Source organism: Enterobacter sp. BIDMC 29 (genome assembly GCF_019378755.1).
GTDB lineage: Bacteria > Pseudomonadota > Gammaproteobacteria > Enterobacterales > Enterobacteriaceae > Enterobacter > Enterobacter ludwigii.
In genome coordinates this window covers 3235155-3251164 of the sequence record NZ_CP080000.1, presented here as the reverse complement: position 1 = coordinate 3251164, position 16010 = coordinate 3235155, and the positions used below count along the sequence as shown (strand labels likewise).

At 56.2% G+C, this 16010-nt stretch carries 15 protein-coding genes and 1 riboswitch; of the genes, 9 read left to right on the top strand and 6 right to left on the bottom strand.

Going from position 1 to position 16010, the window contains the following annotated elements:
* Positions 1-3: 3 nt before the first annotated feature.
* Positions 4-624 carry a TIGR04211 family SH3 domain-containing protein gene (locus tag JTA15_RS14225; RefSeq protein WP_025203004.1) on the bottom strand — a complete coding sequence of 207 codons (621 nt, stop codon included), beginning with the start codon at positions 622-624 and terminating at the stop codon, positions 4-6.
* A gap of 229 nt (positions 625-853) precedes the next feature.
* Here JTA15_RS14225 and JTA15_RS14220 point away from each other — a divergent pair, with 229 nt between their 5' ends.
* From JTA15_RS14220 to hldE, 3 genes are read left to right on the top strand one after another with little or no spacing between them, the layout of a single operon-like run.
* A complete protein-coding gene (locus JTA15_RS14220) occupies positions 854-2155 on the top strand; it encodes an inorganic triphosphatase (protein WP_032678982.1) in 1302 nt (433 codons plus the stop codon).
* 17 nt (positions 2156-2172) lie between these two features.
* A complete protein-coding gene (glnE, locus tag JTA15_RS14215; protein WP_088202977.1) occupies positions 2173-5031 on the top strand; it encodes a bifunctional [glutamate--ammonia ligase]-adenylyl-L-tyrosine phosphorylase/[glutamate--ammonia-ligase] adenylyltransferase in 2859 nt (952 codons plus the stop codon).
* Positions 5032-5071: 40 nt separating this feature from the next.
* On the top strand, positions 5072-6502 hold the full coding sequence (gene hldE / locus JTA15_RS14210) for a bifunctional D-glycero-beta-D-manno-heptose-7-phosphate kinase/D-glycero-beta-D-manno-heptose 1-phosphate adenylyltransferase HldE (RefSeq protein WP_219372427.1): 1431 nt from the start codon (positions 5072-5074) through the stop codon (positions 6500-6502).
* 95 nt (positions 6503-6597) lie between these two features.
* Here the strand turns inward: hldE and ubiK are convergent, their stop codons facing one another.
* Positions 6598-6894: a ubiquinone biosynthesis accessory factor UbiK gene (gene ubiK, locus JTA15_RS14205; protein WP_219372426.1), complete on the bottom strand. Its 297-nt coding sequence runs from the start codon at positions 6892-6894 to the stop codon at positions 6598-6600.
* 117 nt (positions 6895-7011) lie between these two features.
* Positions 7012-7162, top strand: a riboswitch (FMN riboswitch).
* 105 nt (positions 7163-7267) lie between these two features.
* Between ubiK and ribB the strand changes: the two genes are divergently transcribed.
* The gene (gene ribB / locus JTA15_RS14200; protein WP_014171649.1) at positions 7268-7921 is read left to right on the top strand and encodes a 3,4-dihydroxy-2-butanone-4-phosphate synthase; all 654 of its coding nucleotides are present in this window, start codon (positions 7268-7270) and stop codon (positions 7919-7921) included.
* Positions 7922-7988: 67 nt separating this feature from the next.
* Here ribB and zupT read toward each other — a convergent pair whose 3' ends face one another.
* Positions 7989-8762, bottom strand: coding sequence for a zinc transporter ZupT (gene zupT / locus JTA15_RS14195; RefSeq protein ID WP_014171648.1), 774 nt, complete (start codon positions 8760-8762; stop codon positions 7989-7991).
* A 196-nt stretch (positions 8763-8958) separates the two neighbouring features.
* Here zupT and ygiD point away from each other — a divergent pair, with 196 nt between their 5' ends.
* Positions 8959-9747: a 4,5-DOPA dioxygenase extradiol gene (gene ygiD / locus JTA15_RS14190; RefSeq protein ID WP_219372425.1), complete on the top strand. Its 789-nt coding sequence runs from the start codon at positions 8959-8961 to the stop codon at positions 9745-9747.
* 69 nt (positions 9748-9816) lie between these two features.
* Here the strand turns inward: ygiD and JTA15_RS14185 are convergent, their stop codons facing one another.
* The 3 genes from JTA15_RS14185 to tolC form a co-directional block, all read right to left on the bottom strand.
* Complete coding sequence (locus JTA15_RS14185) at positions 9817-10977, bottom strand: glutathionylspermidine synthase family protein (protein ID WP_032680275.1); 1161 nt, start codon at positions 10975-10977, stop codon at positions 9817-9819.
* Between the two features lie 2 nt (positions 10978-10979).
* Positions 10980-11645, bottom strand: coding sequence for a DUF1190 family protein (locus tag JTA15_RS14180; RefSeq protein ID WP_014171645.1), 666 nt, complete (start codon positions 11643-11645; stop codon positions 10980-10982).
* Positions 11646-11835: 190 nt separating this feature from the next.
* Positions 11836-13314 (bottom strand): outer membrane channel protein TolC, encoded by a 1479-nt coding sequence (tolC, locus tag JTA15_RS14175; RefSeq protein WP_020883637.1) that lies wholly within the window; start codon positions 13312-13314, stop codon positions 11836-11838.
* 204 nt (positions 13315-13518) lie between these two features.
* Between tolC and nudF the strand changes: the two genes are divergently transcribed.
* The 4 genes from nudF to yqiA are packed head-to-tail and all read left to right on the top strand — an operon-like array spanning position 13519 to position 16006.
* Positions 13519-14151, top strand: coding sequence for an ADP-ribose diphosphatase (gene nudF / locus JTA15_RS14170; RefSeq protein ID WP_014171643.1), 633 nt, complete (start codon positions 13519-13521; stop codon positions 14149-14151).
* Positions 14148-14570, top strand: a complete 423-nt coding sequence (locus tag JTA15_RS14165) for a DUF1249 family protein (protein ID WP_014833293.1) — start codon at positions 14148-14150, stop codon at positions 14568-14570. The genes nudF and JTA15_RS14165 overlap by 4 nt, the downstream gene beginning before the upstream one ends.
* Before the next feature lie 27 nt (positions 14571-14597).
* The gene (gene cpdA, locus JTA15_RS14160; protein WP_014171641.1) at positions 14598-15425 is read left to right on the top strand and encodes a 3',5'-cyclic-AMP phosphodiesterase; all 828 of its coding nucleotides are present in this window, start codon (positions 14598-14600) and stop codon (positions 15423-15425) included.
* The gene (yqiA, locus tag JTA15_RS14155; protein ID WP_025203008.1) at positions 15425-16006 is read left to right on the top strand and encodes an esterase YqiA; all 582 of its coding nucleotides are present in this window, start codon (positions 15425-15427) and stop codon (positions 16004-16006) included. Before cpdA ends, yqiA begins: the two co-directional genes overlap by 1 nt.
* The last annotated feature ends 4 nt before the right edge of the window (positions 16007-16010 follow it).

Sequence of the window (16010 nt, the reverse complement as noted above, 5' to 3'; positions counted from 1 at the left end):
GAATTAGTTCATCCAGCGGTCTTTACGCTTACGGCTTGGGATCAGGTGAGGAAGCACCAGACCCAGCACCAGGCCAACGCCCAGCACACCGCCACCGTACATAAACCACTGCATGATGATGGTACGTTGTTTGTCATCAAGTTGCAGATTGGCGGCGTTCACCTTCTTCTGCGCGACAATCAGCTCGTTTTTCAGTTTCTGATTCTCGTCTTTCAGACCGTTAATCACGCTGTCGCTCTGGGCCACCTTCTGCTGCATTTCCGCGGTGCGCTGGTTCCAGGTACCGTCGATATTGTTCAGCTTGTCGGTCAGCGTTTTCACCTGATTTTCCAGATCCGGCACGCGGGTGCGCAGGCTTGGCACCGCGCTCAGCTCTTTCAGTGGGATCCAGGACGTGCGGCCGGTACTGTCGCGAACCTGACCATAATTGGTCTCCGCGTTGGTCTGTAACAGCGTCACTTCCTCGCCGGCATTGACCGTACCCACGAGGCGATAATTATCTCCAGGGCCACTGCGTACCCAGGTGTTCAGTTCGTCAGAAACGTAACGCTTCTCTTCAGCGTGCACGGCGGTTGCGGCGCTAAAAGCGAGGAAAGTAAGTCCAATCAGGCGTAATTTAAGCATCATTAGTCGTTATTTTCATAAATAGTGGAACGATAGTAGTGGCAACAGTGTCTCTACGCAAAGCATTCGTCAGCAATCAGAATCATCTGTGTCACGACCCTAAACATTTACGCCCGTCAAATTGCTCATTGCGTGGCAATTTGGCGCAAAATACTATGTACTGACAAACAAATGGCGAGGAAGTTCGCCCTCATTGACGCGTCTGTGACGCCTGCAAAAGTACAAGGCTATGGCTCAAGAAATCGAATTAAAATTTATCGTCGAAAAAGACAGCGTTGACGCACTCCGTCAGCATCTGCAGACCCTTTCCGGCGAACACCATGAACCGGTACAACTGCTTAATATTTATTACGAAACGCCAGACAACTGGCTGCGCCGCCATGATATGGGACTGCGCATCCGTGGCGCGAACGGGCGCTACGAGATGACGATGAAAATCGCTGGCCGCGTGGTCGGCGGTTTGCATCAGCGCCCGGAATACAATATCGACATCAATCAGCCAGAACTTGAGCTGGATCGTTTCCCGGCAGAAGTCTGGCCGGACGGCGTGCTGCCAGAAACCTTATCCGCCGAGGTGAAACCGCTGTTTAGCACCGATTTCTGGCGTGAAAAATGGCTGGTAACGGAAGGGAAAAGCCGCATTGAAATCGCCCTCGATCAGGGTGAGGTAAAAGCGGGTGAGCTTCAGGAGCCGATTTGCGAGCTGGAGCTTGAACTGCTGGAAGGTGAAGTCCAGGACGTACTGAAGCTGGCGCGTAAGCTGGTAAGTCAGCCGGGCCTGCGTCAGGGCAGCCTGAGCAAAGCGGCGCGGGGGTATCATCTGGCCGCCGGGAATGCGCCGCGCCTGCTGAAAGAGACCACTATTTTGCACGTGCCACCGAAAGCCAGCGTTGAGCAGGGCATGGAGGCGGCGCTGGAGCTGGCGCTCTCACAGTGGCTTTATCATGAAGAGCTGTGGGTGCGTAATGTGAAAAACGCAAAAGCGCACGTGTTAGCGGCGATGAGCCTTGTGCGTCATACCCTGGCGCTGTTCGGCGGCATCGTACCTCGTAAAGCGAGCGCTCACTTACGTGACCTGCTGACCCAGACCGAAGCGCTGCTGCTCTCTGACGTATCCGCACAAACGGCACTCTACAGCCCGCAAAACGCCGCCGCCAGGCTGGCGCTGACCGAGTTTCTGGTGACGCGCAGCTGGCGTGCCTTCCTGGATGCAAAAGCGCAGGCCAAAATTGAAGATAACTTCAAACGTTTCGCCGATATCCATCTTTCACGCCACGCGGCGGAGCTTAAAACCACCTTTGCGTATCCGCTGGGAGACCAGTATGGCGATCAGCTGATCCGCCTGTCGCGCAATATCGACAGCATGCTGCTGCTGTCGGGTGCCTATGACGGCCCTAAAGCGCAGGCCTGGCTGGAGAACTGGCAGGGGCTGAAACATGCTATCGAAACCCGTCAGCACATTGAGATTGAGCATTTCCGTAATGAAGCCATTTCGCAGGAGCCGTTCTGGCTGCACAGCGGAAAACGTTAACTCTGGCAAGGAACCCTATAATGCCGCTTTCTTCGCAGTTACAGCAGCAGTGGCAGACCGTTTGCGAACGTCTGCCTGAGTCATTACCGGCGTCATCGTTAAGCGAGCAGGCCAGGAGCGTGCTCACCTTCAGTGATTTTGTGCAGGAAAGTATCACCGCTTACCCGGACTGGCTGGAGGCGCTTGAGAGCACCCCGCCGCAGGCAGACGAGTGGCGGCATTATGCGGGCTGGTTGCAAACCGCACTTGAAGAGGTCGCGGATGAAGCGACACTGATGCGCGTCCTGCGCCAGTTCCGCCGCCGGGTGATGGTGCGTATTGCCTGGGCTCAGGCGCTGGAACTGGTCAGCGAAGAAAGTACCCTGCAGCAGCTGAGCGAGCTGGCACAAACGCTGATTGTTGCCGCACGGGACTGGCTCTATGCCGCCTGCTGTAAAGAGTGGGGCACGCCGTGCAATGAGGATGGGGTTCCTCAGCCACTCTTGATTCTGGGCATGGGCAAGCTCGGGGGCTGCGAACTGAATTTCTCCTCGGATATCGACCTGATTTTTGCCTGGCCGGAGAACGGCTCCACACGCGGGGGCCGCCGTGAACTGGACAATGCGCAGTTCTTTACCCGTCTCGGGCAACGTCTGATTAAAGCGCTGGATCAACCTACCCAGGATGGTTTTGTCTATCGCGTGGATATGCGCCTGCGCCCGTTTGGCGACAGCGGTCCGCTGGTGCTGAGCTTTGCGGCACTGGAAGATTATTACCAGGAGCAGGGGCGCGACTGGGAGCGTTACGCGATGGTCAAAGCGCGGATCATGGGAGACAGCGACGATGCCTACGCCAACGAGTTGCGCGCCATGCTGCGCCCGTTCGTGTTCCGTCGCTATATCGACTTCAGCGTTATTCAGTCGCTGCGCAACATGAAAGGAATGATCGCCCGTGAAGTGCGTCGCCGGGGTCTGAAGGACAACATCAAGCTCGGCGCGGGCGGCATTCGCGAAATCGAATTTATCGTTCAGGTCTTCCAGCTGATCCGCGGCGGACGTGAGCCTTCACTGCAATCCCGTTCGCTGCTGCCGACGCTGTCAGCCATAGAGCAACTGCATTTGCTGCCGGAAGGCGACGCGCAGATCCTGCGTGAGGCCTATCTGTTCCTGCGCCGCCTGGAAAACCTGCTGCAAAGCATCAATGACGAGCAGACCCAGACTTTGCCAGGCGATGACCTGAACCGGGCGCGGCTGGCCTGGGGGATGCACGTCGACGACTGGTCAACGTTGACCGGGCAACTGGATGCGCATATGGCCGGCGTGCGCCGTGTCTTTAACGCGCTGATTGGTGACGATGAAAGTGAATCGCAGGACGATACGCTCTCTGAACACTGGCGCGAATTGTGGCAGGACGCGCTGCAGGAAGATGACACCACGCCGGTGCTGGCGCACCTGAGCGATGACGATCGCCATCGTGTGGTGGCGTTAATTGCTGATTTCCGTCTCGAACTGAATAAACGGGCCATTGGTCCGCGCGGTCGTCAGGTGCTGGATCATCTGATGCCGCACCTGCTGAGCAACGTCTGCTCGCGTGCGGATGCGCCGGTCCCGCTGTCGCGCATGATGCCGCTGCTGAGCGGGATCATCACCCGTACGACCTATCTTGAGTTGCTGAGCGAGTTCCCGGGCGCGCTCAAGCATCTGATTACGCTTTGCGCCGCCTCGCCGATGGTGGCCAACAAGCTGGCGCGGTATCCGCTGCTGCTGGATGAGCTGCTCGATCCCAATACGCTCTACCAGCCGACGGCAACGGACGCCTACCGTGACGAGCTGCGTCAGTATCTGCTGCGCGTACCGGAAGAGGACGAAGAGCAACAGCTGGAGGCGCTGCGTCAATTTAAGCAGGCGCAAATGCTGCGCGTGGCGGCGGCAGATATCGCCGGAACGCTGCCAGTGATGAAAGTGAGCGATCACTTAACCTGGCTTGCAGAAGCGATCATTGATGCGGTGGTGCATCAGGCATGGATTCAGATGGTGGCGCGCTACGGCCAGCCGAAACACCTTGCTGACCGCGAAGGCCGCGGTTTTGCCGTTGTGGGTTACGGTAAGCTCGGCGGATGGGAACTGGGGTACAGCTCGGATCTCGATTTAATCTTCCTGCATGACTGCCCGGCAGACGTCATGACCGACGGCGAGCGTGAAATCGACGGGCGTCAGTTCTACCTGCGTCTGGCCCAGCGCATTATGCATCTGTTCAGCACCCGCACGTCATCCGGCATTTTATATGAAGTGGATGCGCGTCTGCGTCCTTCCGGCGCGGCCGGCATGCTGGTGACCTCAACGGAGTCCTTCGCTGAGTACCAGAAGAATGAAGCCTGGACGTGGGAACATCAGGCGCTGGTGCGTGCCCGCGTGGTGTACGGCGATCCGTCGCTGAAAACGCAGTTTGATGCCATTCGTCGGGAGATTATGACAACCCCGCGTGACGGCAGCACGCTGCAGACCGAGGTGCGTGAGATGCGCGAGAAAATGCGCGCGCACCTGGGCAATAAGCATCGCGATCGCTTTGATATTAAAGCGGATGAGGGCGGCATTACCGATATTGAATTTATTACGCAATATCTGGTGCTACGCCATGCGCACGCTAAACCGAAGCTGACCCGCTGGTCTGATAATGTGCGTATTCTGGAACTGCTGGCGCAAAACGACATTATGGATGAGCAGGAGGCGCAGGCCTTAACGCGCGCCTATACCACGCTGCGCGACGAGCTGCACCACCTGGCCTTACAGGAGCAGCCTGGCCACGTCGCGCTGGACTGTTTCGCCACTGAACGCGCGCAGGTCACCGCCAGCTGGCAGAAGTGGCTGGTGGAACCGTGCGTAACAAAACAAGTGTGATATTATCGCGCGCAAATTGTGAATCTTTCTGGAGTCAGGAATGAAAGTAACACTGCCAGAGTTTGAACGTGCTGGAGTTATGGTTGTCGGGGATGTCATGCTGGATCGCTACTGGTACGGGCCGACCAGCCGCATCTCTCCGGAAGCACCGGTACCGGTAGTTAAGGTCGACACCATTGAAGAGCGTCCTGGCGGCGCGGCAAACGTGGCGATGAACATTGCCTCTCTGGGCGCGCAGTCGCGTCTGGTTGGCTTAACCGGCATTGACGATGCGGCGCGTGCGCTGAGCAAGTCGCTGGCGGACGTGAACGTGAAGTGCGACTTTGTTTCGGTTCCGACACACCCGACGATCACCAAACTGCGCGTTCTGTCGCGTAACCAGCAGCTGATCCGCCTCGACTTTGAGGAAGGCTTTGAGGGCGTTGATCCTGAGCCGCTGCACGAGCGCATTAACCAGGTGCTGAGCACTATCGGCGCGCTGGTGCTGTCCGACTACGCCAAAGGTGCGCTGGCAAGCGTACAGCAGATGATTCAGCTCGCGCGTAAAGCCAATGTGCCCGTGCTGATCGACCCGAAAGGTACCGACTTTGAGCGCTATCGCGGCGCAACGCTGCTGACGCCAAACCTCTCTGAGTTTGAAGCGGTGGCGGGCAAATGTAAGACGGAAGAAGAGCTCGTTGAGCGCGGCATGAAGATCATTGCTGACTTCGAACTCTCCGCACTGCTGGTGACCCGCTCCGAGCAGGGGATGACGCTGCTGCAGCCTGGCAAAGCGCCGCTGCATATGCCGACCCAGGCGCAGGAAGTGTATGACGTGACCGGTGCTGGCGACACGGTCATTGGCGTTCTGGCGGCGACGCTGGCGGCAGGGAACTCTCTGGAAGAAGCGTGCTACTTCGCTAATGCTGCGGCAGGCGTGGTCGTCGGCAAGCTGGGAACTTCCACCGTTTCGCCGATCGAACTGGAAAACGCGGTGCGTGGTCGTGCCGATACCGGTTTTGGCGTGATGAGCGAAGATGAGCTGAAAGTGGCCGTTGCCGCCGCCCGTAAACGCGGTGAAAAAGTGGTGATGACCAACGGCGTGTTCGACATCCTGCATGCCGGTCATGTCTCTTATCTGGCCAATGCGCGTAAGCTGGGCGACCGTCTGATTGTGGCGGTGAACAGCGATGCGTCGACGAAACGTCTTAAAGGTGAAACGCGTCCGGTGAACCCGCTGGAGCAGCGCATGATCGTGCTGGGTGCACTGGAAGCGGTGGACTGGGTGGTGTCGTTTGAAGAAGATACCCCGCAGCGCCTGATTGCCGGTATTTTGCCGGATCTGCTGGTGAAAGGCGGCGATTACAAACCGGATCAAATCGCAGGCAGCGAAGAGGTCTGGGCTAATGGCGGTGAAGTGATGGTGCTCAACTTTGAGGACGGGTGCTCAACCACCAACATCATCAAGAAGATCCAGAAAGACAGCAAATAAAGTCAGCCAATAAAAAACGGGCCATCTGGCCCGTTTTTTTCACCCTCTCTTTGCAGGAGAGGGTATCTTCGCAAACAGCCCGTTATACGCGGCTGTTATTCTGCTTCATCAACCGGTGGAATGGCCGGTGCCGGTTTTACTTCCGCTGGCGTATTGCGGTTTTCCAGCTCGTTCAGACGCTGCTCCAGCATGGCCAGCTTCTCGCGGGTACGCAGCAGAACCTGCGTCTGCACGTCAAACTCTTCGCGGCTGACTAAATCAAGGCGAACCAACTGCGCCTGCAGCGTCTGGCGGATTTTCTTCTCTACGTCATCCCCAAACTCACGAATACCTTTTGGCATAGACTCATGAACCTGACGCGCAATTTGCTCAATTTTCTTCGGGTCAATCATTGTGGCTTCCCTTGATAAGACGGTGTTAATGAACATTGTAGCGCGTCATGCCCCAGGATAAAGGAGATTTTATGTCTGCGCATTGCCCAGGGTAATCAATCGCGTTATAGTTATCTCGCTTATTCTCAGGGCGGGGCGAAATTCCCCACCGGCGGTAAATCAGCGTAACGCTGAAAGCCCGCGAGCGCTTTGGGTCACCACTCAAAGGACAGCAGATCCGGTGTAATTCCGGGGCCGACGGTTAGAGTCCGGATGGGAGAGAGTAACGATCAAGTCGGGCCTGGCCCGCTCACGTTATCTTTTTGCCGCTAATACGGCGCTCCTAAGACTGCCCTGATTCTGGTAACCATAATGTTAATGAGGTTTTTTTACCATGAATCAGACGCTACTTTCCTCTTTTGGCACTTCTATTGAACGTGTTGAACATGCACTGGATGCACTGCGCGAAGGCCGCGGCGTGATGGTGCTTGACGATGAAAACCGTGAAAATGAAGGCGACATGATTTTCGCCGCCGAAAACATGACCGTTGAGCAGATGGCGCTGACCATCCGTCACGGTAGCGGCATCGTGTGCCTGTGTATCAACGAAGACCGTCGTAAGCAGCTCGACCTGCCCATGATGGTTGAAAACAACACCAGCGCCTTTGGAACCGGTTTTACCGTGACCATCGAAGCGGCACATGGCGTGACCACCGGCGTGTCGGCGGCTGACCGTCTGACCACCGTACGTGCCGCGATTGCCGATGATGCGAAGCCATCAGACCTGCATCGTCCAGGCCACGTCTTCCCGTTGCGTGCGCAGGCTGGCGGTGTATTGACCCGTGGCGGTCACACCGAAGCGACCATTGACCTCGTGACCCTGGCAGGCTTTAAACCTGCGGGCGTACTGTGTGAACTCACCAACGACGATGGCACCATGGCACGTGCGCCGGAGTGCATCACCTTTGCCCGTCTGCATAATATGCCCGTGGTGACGATTGAAGATCTGGTGGAGTATCGCCAGGCGCACGCGCGCAAAGCCAGCTGAAAGGGCTGATGTGAAAAAGCCGGGGAAACCCGGCTTTTTTGTTGTGAGACGTTAATGCGCGATTGTCTTAGCCGATCCCTGCCGTTTGCAGCAGCACCAGGCTCAAGCCCATCACCGACATGCCGCACAGCACGCCATAGCTCGGGTTATTATTCGGATCGATCTCTTTCGCCAGCGGCATCAGCTCATCCACGGAGAGCGCCACCATTATCCCGGCCACGGCGGCCATGATAGCGGCCATCACCACAGGCGAGACCAGGCTGCCCAGAATCAACCACGCCAGCACGCCGCCGAGAATTTCGGCCATCCCCGAGATCCCCGCCCAGAAGACCGCGGTCCGTTTCGAGCCCGTGGCGGCATAAACCGGCCCTGCCACCGCCAGTCCTTCAGGAATATTGTGCAAAGCGACCGCCAGGGCGATACCAAAGCCCATCTCCAGATTGCTGCTGGCGGTGACATAGGTTGCTACGCCTTCCGGGAAGTTGTGCAGGCTTATGCCGAGCGTTAACAGAATGGCCGTGCGCTTAATATTGCGCGGCATCGGGGTCACGCTTTTTTGCATTAAATCCTGCGGATGCGCGTGCGGCAGCATGCGGTCGAGGGCAAAGTAGCCAAGCAGGCCGAATACAAACATGCCATACCCCAGCACCGGAGACATGCCTTCGGTGCCCAGTGCGGCAGGGAGCATCTCCATCAGAGAGATGAGCAGCATGATCCCGGCAGCAAAGCCCAATGAGAAGGCCAGCACGCGGTTAGACGGCTTTTGACCAAGCACACCGAGAATGGCACCGATGAACGTTGCGGCGCCCGCCAGTATAGTCAGGATCAAGGGGACTGACATGCATTGCTCCTTATGATAATGATTATCATTAATATTAATGGTTCATTTCGGTCAAAGCGAGAGGCGAAACCCTGCTTTACACATTCCTTACATTCAAATTTCCTGATGATGATCTTCACGCTTATCAGCGTTCATCCGGGCGAGATTGCGCGTAATGTAGAACCATTAAATTGACACCTTCTGTAAGGATATCACCATGACTTCTTCCCGTATGCCAGCACTGTTTTTAGGCCACGGTAGCCCAATGAACGTTCTGGAAGACAACGTCTATACCCGAGTATGGCGTCATCTGGGCGAGACGCTACCGCGTCCGAAAGCGATTGTGGTGGTGTCTGCGCACTGGTTTACCCGGGGCGCGGGCGTGACCGCAATGGAAACGCCAAAAACCATTCATGATTTCGGTGGCTTCCCGCAGGCGTTGTACGACACGCACTATCCGGCACCCGGCTCGCCAGCGCTGGCTAGACAGCTGGTGGAATTACTCGCGCCTGTGCCTGTGGCGCTGGATAACGAAGCCTGGGGCTTTGACCATGGCTCGTGGGGCGTACTGATAAAGATGTATCCCGAGGCGGATATCCCAATGGTGCAGTTGAGTATCGACAGCACTAAACCGGCGGCCTGGCACCTGGAGATGGGGCGAAAACTGGCGACCTTACGCGACGAGGGTATCATGCTGATCGCAAGCGGCAACGTGGTACACAACCTGCGTACAGCGCGCTGGCACGGTGAGAACACGCCATACCCGTGGGCGACATCTTTTAACGATTACGTGAAAGCAAATCTGACCTGGCAAGGGCCGGTTGAGGAGCATCCGCTGGTGAACTATCTGGATCACGAAGGCGGTTCACTCTCTAACCCGACGCCGGAACACTTTCTGCCGTTGCTGTATGTACTGGGCGCGTGGGATGGTCAGGAGCCGATCAGCATACCGGTCGATGGCATTGAGATGGGAAGCTTAAGTATGTTGTCGGTGCAGATTGGATAACGTATGCATGCCTTTCCCAAAGAGAAAGGGCCGGGGTGAGGGCTTCCGCTCGCACCCCGGCACACCCGATCACTCGACGAAAATGTGCGGATAGAACCGTGACAGATCCTGCGTGATCAGCGCGCGATCTTCGCGGATGCCAATCCCGGCTGGCTGATCGTTGATGAGCCAGCTGCCAATCAGGGTATAGCTGTCACCAAACTTCGGCAGTTGATAAAACGCCTGGACGATCATTCCTTCCTCGCCGTAAGGCCCTTCAACGGCTTCCAGCGTTTTGCCATTTTCAATAATCGACACGTTCGCCCCTTCGCGGGAGAAGATCGGTTTAACGACGTATTTCTCCATCGGCGGGTGATCGTCTTCTGCAAAGTAAGCCGGCAGCAGGTTCGGATGGTTCGGGAACATCTCCCAGAGCATCGGCAGCAGGGCTTTGTTGGAGATAATGCTCTTCCATGCCGGCTCCAGCCAGCGCACGCCGGCGTCTTCCAGCTTGGTGGAGAACATTTCACGCAGCATGTATTCCCACGGGTAGAGCTTGAACAGGTTGCTTATCACCTGATCCTGCAGGTCAGTAAACTGACCTTTCTCACCCAGGCCGATATCTTCGATATAGAGAAACTCGGTCGCCACTTCAGCTTCGGCCGCGCAGTCCTGCAGATATTGCACCGTGCCACGGTCTTCTTCCGTGTCGCGGCAGCAGGCAAGGTGCAGCAGATTAAAACCATGCTGTTCGCGCAGTTCAGCGAAACGCTCAATCAGCTTTTCCTGCAGGCTGTTGAACTGGTCGCTGCCTTGCGGCAGGTTGCCGGCATTGGCCTGGTCTTCCAGCCAGATCCACTGGAAGAACGCCGCTTCGTACAGCGAGGTTGGCGTATCAGCATTGTTTTCCAGAAGCTTAGGATCGCCCACGCCGTCCCACGCCAGATCGAGACGTGAGTAAAGCGAAGGCTGGTGGGTTTTCCACGACTGGCGGACGAAACTCCAGGTGTGCTTCGGAATGCGGAACTTCGTCATCAGCGCGTCGCTGTCGATGACTTTATCCACCACTTTCAGGCACATCTGGTGCAGCTCGGCGGTCACCTCTTCCAGTTTCTCCACCTGGGCAAGCGTGAGCTTATAGTAAGCGTCTTCACACCAGTACGGCTCGCCGTACATGGTGTGGAAGTTAAAACCGTATTCGGTCGCTTTTTCGCGCCAGTCCGGGCGCTCGGTGATACTGACTCGTTCCATGATCAGCCGCCCATTGAGCGAGTGGACGTGCCTGACGCGCTACGCTGCATGCTGGTCTGTTTCGCCACAGACTCACCGAACCCGCCACGGGTAATGGTGCTGGTGGTCGCGGGTTTCGGAGCCATCGCCGTTTTCGGTACGGTTACGGAGCGGCCAGGGGTGGCTGCGCCATAGCCTTTGCCGCTGGCATCGGTATATTGACCATAAGCCGGGCTGGCCGGGTTTTTCGAGCTAAACAGCGGCTGCTGCTGGTAACCCGCACCACCACTCATCAGGCGGCCCATCATGTAACCTGCCATCAGCGGCATCCAGAAACTGCCGCTGGACTGGGCCTGTGCCTGGTTTTCAGGGGCTGTGCCTGCCTGAGCCGGTGCCTGCTGACACTGACCTTCACCGAACTCTGCCACGCAGTCTTCACGTGAAGCATATTTCGGCGCAGTACGTTCCGCCTCTTTCAGGGCGTTGGTATACGCCGTTTTACACTCTGCGGCGTTGCCGGTTGCAGCAGAGCAGTCGTCCGCGTTTTGATAAAGCGAAACTGTTTCATCGCTTTTCTCACAGCCTGCAAGCATAAAGACAGCCGTGACGGCCAGCGCAACAGGGGTGAGATGACGCGCGTTCCAGCTTTTGCGGAACGAAGCGTGATTGATAGATTTTGTCCGTTTCATCGTTGTCTTCCTGGACCCAGTGGTAATAACGCTCAGGATAGAGGATGAGTGGTTGAAAATGAAGCGATGATGGCCGGAATGAGGGGGATCTTTACGTTGGCTTACGTTCAGGTGTGATTTGCGTACGCCCTCTCCCGAAAGGAGAGGGGTATGGCGAAGGCATCAGGCCGCAGTGGGCCCGATGACATGCTTAATTGCGGAACGGATTGTTACCGCTGCTGGCCGGTGCAGTCGTACGTGCGGCAGCTGGCTGCGCGGCAGGTGCAGCACCGTTACCGTTGAAGTTATCAACGGCGGCAACCTGCTCAGGATTCTCTGGCGCGACATTTTCCGGAGAAGTAGAGACAGGTTTACCCAGGGTGCTGTTCAGCATCTGCAGATCCTGCTCGTTCAACGTACCCAGCGCCTGTTTGATGTTCAGCTGGTTAATCAGGTACTGGTAACGTGCGCTGGAGAGCTGCTGTTTCGCGTTGTACAGCGTGGTGGTCGCGTCCAGGACGTCAACGATGGTACGCGTACCCACGGAGTAACCCGCTTCCATGGCATCAAGAGAGCTCTGCGCAGACACAACGGCCTGTTTGTAGGCGTTGATGCTGCTGATAGAGGCATTCACGTTGTTGAAGGACGAACGAACGGTCTGTACCACGTTGCGGTGGGCACTTTCCAGCTGTTCGCTCGCGCCAACAAAGTTGTACTGCGCCTGTTTCACCTGAGAGGTCACCTGGCCGCCCTGGTACAGTGGCAGCGAGAAGTTCAGACCTACTTTGTTCTGACCCATGTTGCTGTCGTCGTACTGGGAGGTGTTCGTTTTAGAACCGCTGTAAGTGGTATCAGACACGCCGGTAGACGCGCTCAGGCTCAGGGTCGGCAGGTGGCCGTCCTGTGCCTGACGGATTTGCTCGCGGGCCAGGTCCTGGCTCAGACGCGCCTGCAGTAACGTCAGGTTGCGGTTTTCCGCTTCTTTCAGCAGGGCGTTAACGGCCTGCGGTTTATCCGTTTTGAAGCTGTCGACGTTCAGAGACGCCAGCTCAGGGTAGTAATTCCCGGTAACCTGACGCAGGGATTCCAGCGCGTTATCGAGGTTGTTACGTGCGGTCACTTCGTTGGCCAGGACGCTATCGTATTGTGAACGGGCGTTCTGAACGTCAGTGATTGCCACCAGACCCACGTTGAAACGCTGGGTGGTTTGATCTAACTGGCGGTAAATCGCCTGTTTCTGCGCTTCGGTGTAGGAGAGCGAGTCAATTGCGCTCAGCACGTTGAAGTATGCGGTGGCGGTGTTCAGGATCAGCGTTTGCTGATCGGTCTGATACGTCACATCCTGGATGCCCGCGCTCTTTTCCTGCAGGGTCAGGGCGCGCCATTTGGACATATCAAACAGCGTCTGTGTTAATTGCAGTGAGGCGCTGGTAGCATTGGAGTTAACGCCATTGGCGTCGCGGAAACCGTTGCTGTAGGTATAATCTGCACCTAAACCTAACTGTGGCAGCAATGGGCTACGCGCTTCGTTAATCTTTTCAAACGCAGCATCACGATCGGCCGCTGATTTACGTAAATCAGGGTTGCCCAGACGTGCCTGCTGGTAGACCTGTAACAGGTTTTCCGCCTGGCTCATTGCACTGAAGCCCGTCAGGCTCAGGCCGATAAGGATGGGGAGCAATTTCTTCATTTGCATTCCTTGTTGTGAAGCAGTATTAGCGCTGATCTAATTAAAAAATAATTGCCGATTCTAACAGAATCTTCCATACCAAAAGGTTGGCGTTACGTGCCATCTGGCGGTAATTTGCACCAATCTACCATATAGCCTTACAAACGGCAGCCAAACAGCCTTGAAATTCATAATTTCATCACCATTGCTACCAGGACTCGACTCATGCAAAAACCAGAAAACTTGCCCGTGACATTCGCGAAAAACGATGTAGAAATTATTGCACGAGAAACGCTTTATAGCGGTTTTTTTTCAATGGAACTTTACCGTTTCAGGCATCGCCTGTTTAACGGCGAAATGAGCGGTGAAATCAGACGCGAAATTTTTGAGCGCGGGCATGCGGCAGTCTTGCTACCCTTTGACCCAGTGCGTGATGAAGTCGTGCTGGTGGAGCAGATCCGTATTGCCGCGTATGACGTCAGCGCCAGCCCCTGGTTACTGGAGATGGTGGCCGGCATGATTGAAGAGGGCGAATCGGTCGAAGACGTTGCCCGCCGCGAGGCGCTGGAAGAGGCGGGGCTGGTGGTTGGCCGGACAAAACCGGTGCTGAGTTATCTGGCAAGCCCAGGCGGCACCAGCGAGCGCTTGTCCATTATGGTGGGCGAAGTGGACGCCACGACGGCGGAAGGGATCCACGGTCTGGCAGATGAAAACGAAGATATTCGGGTTCATGTGGTGAGTCGGGAGCAGGCTTATCAGTGGGTAGAAGAGGGGAAAATCGACAACGCAGCGTCTGTCATCGCTCTGCAATGGCTGCAACTGCATTATCAGACTTTACGAAACGAGTGGAAAAAATGAAGCGTTATACACCTGACTTCCCAGAAATGATGCGCCTGTGCGAAACCAATTTCGCACAATTGCGCCGCCTGCTGCCGAAAAACGACGCACCCGGCGAAACGGTGAGCTATCAGGTGAGCAACGCGCAGTATCGATTAACGATAACAGAATCAACGCGCTACACTACGCTTGTCGAAATTGAACAAACGGCGCCCAGCATTAGCTACTGGAGCCTGCCGTCGATGACGGTGCGCCTTTACCATGACGCGATGGTCGCTGAAGTGTGTTCAAGCCAGCAGATCTTTCGCTTCAAAGCGCGGTATGATTATCCGAATAAAAAGTTGCATCAACGCGACGAAAAGCATCAAATTAACCAGTTTTTAGCCGACTGGCTAAGATATTGTTTAGCACATGGAGCAATGGCGATTCCGGTTTGTTAGCGTCATAAACCTACCTAAGGACACCATTTGGAAAGCCTGTTGAACCTGACTGTTGCTGGTGGGGCACCAGTCAGGATATTACAAATCACCGATACCCACCTTTTTGCCGAAAAGCATGAAACTCTGCTTGGGGTGAATACCTGGGAGAGCTATCAGGCGGTACTTAGCGCCATTCACGCTGAAAATCGCCCATGCGATCTGATTGTCGCGACGGGCGATCTGGCGCAGGACCAATCCTCCGCGGCCTACCAGCATTTCGCTGAAGGCATCGCGAGTTTTAGCGTGCCTTGCGTCTGGCTACCGGGAAACCACGATTTCCAGCCTGCCATGTACAGCTCGCTGCAGGATGCGGGGATCTCTCCGGCAAAATGTGTTTTTGTGGGTGACCACTGGCAGATCCTGCTGCTGGACAGCCAGGTCTTTGGCGTCCCACACGGTGAGTTAAGCGACTTTCAACTCGACTGGCTTGAGACCAAACTGTCTGCCGAACCTGAACGTCATACGCTGCTGTTGCTGCATCATCATCCTTTGCCGGCGGGCTGTAGCTGGCTTGATCAACACAGCCTGCGCAACTCTGCCGCGCTGGACAGAGTGCTGGCGAAATTCCCGCGGGTGCAGAATCTCCTGTGCGGACACATTCATCAGGAACAGGATCTCGACTGGAATGGCCGCCGACTGCTGGCCACGCCCTCGACCTGCGTTCAGTTCAAGCCGCATTGCGCAAACTTTACCCTGGACACCATCGCACCGGGCTGGCGCTGGCTCGAACTGCATCCCGATGGCCTGCTCACCACGGAAGTCTGCCGTTTAACCGGCGCAAAATTCCGCCCGGACACCGCTTCAGAAGGCTATTGATGTCTACGCTCCTCTATCTGCACGGATTCAACAGTTCGCCACGTTCTGCGAAAGCGACGCAGTTTCGCCAGTGGCTGAGCGAACATCACCCGCACGTTGAGATGATTATCCCTCAACTGCCGCCTTACCCGGCGGAAGCCGCAGAAATGCTGGAATCGGTAGTGATGGAACACGGCGGCGAATCGTTCGGCGTGGTCGGTTCTTCGCTGGGCGGATATTACGCCACCTGGCTCTCGCAATGTTTTATGCTGCCTGCGGTGGTGGTTAACCCGGCGGTTCGGCCATTTGAGCTGCTGCGGGACTTTCTCGGGCAAAACGAGAACCCCTACACCGGCCAACAATATGTGCTAGAGTCACGCCATATTTACGATCTCAAAGTTATGCAGGTAGACCCGCTTGAAGCGCCCGATCTTATCTGGTTGCTGCAACAGACGGGTGATGAAGTGCTGGATTACCGCCAGGCAGTGGCGTATTACGCATCCTGCCGCCAGACTATAGAAGAAGGCGGAAACCATGCTTTCACGGGCTTTGAGAATCATTTCACCCAGATTGTCGATTTTCTTGGACTGCACAGCCACTGACAAT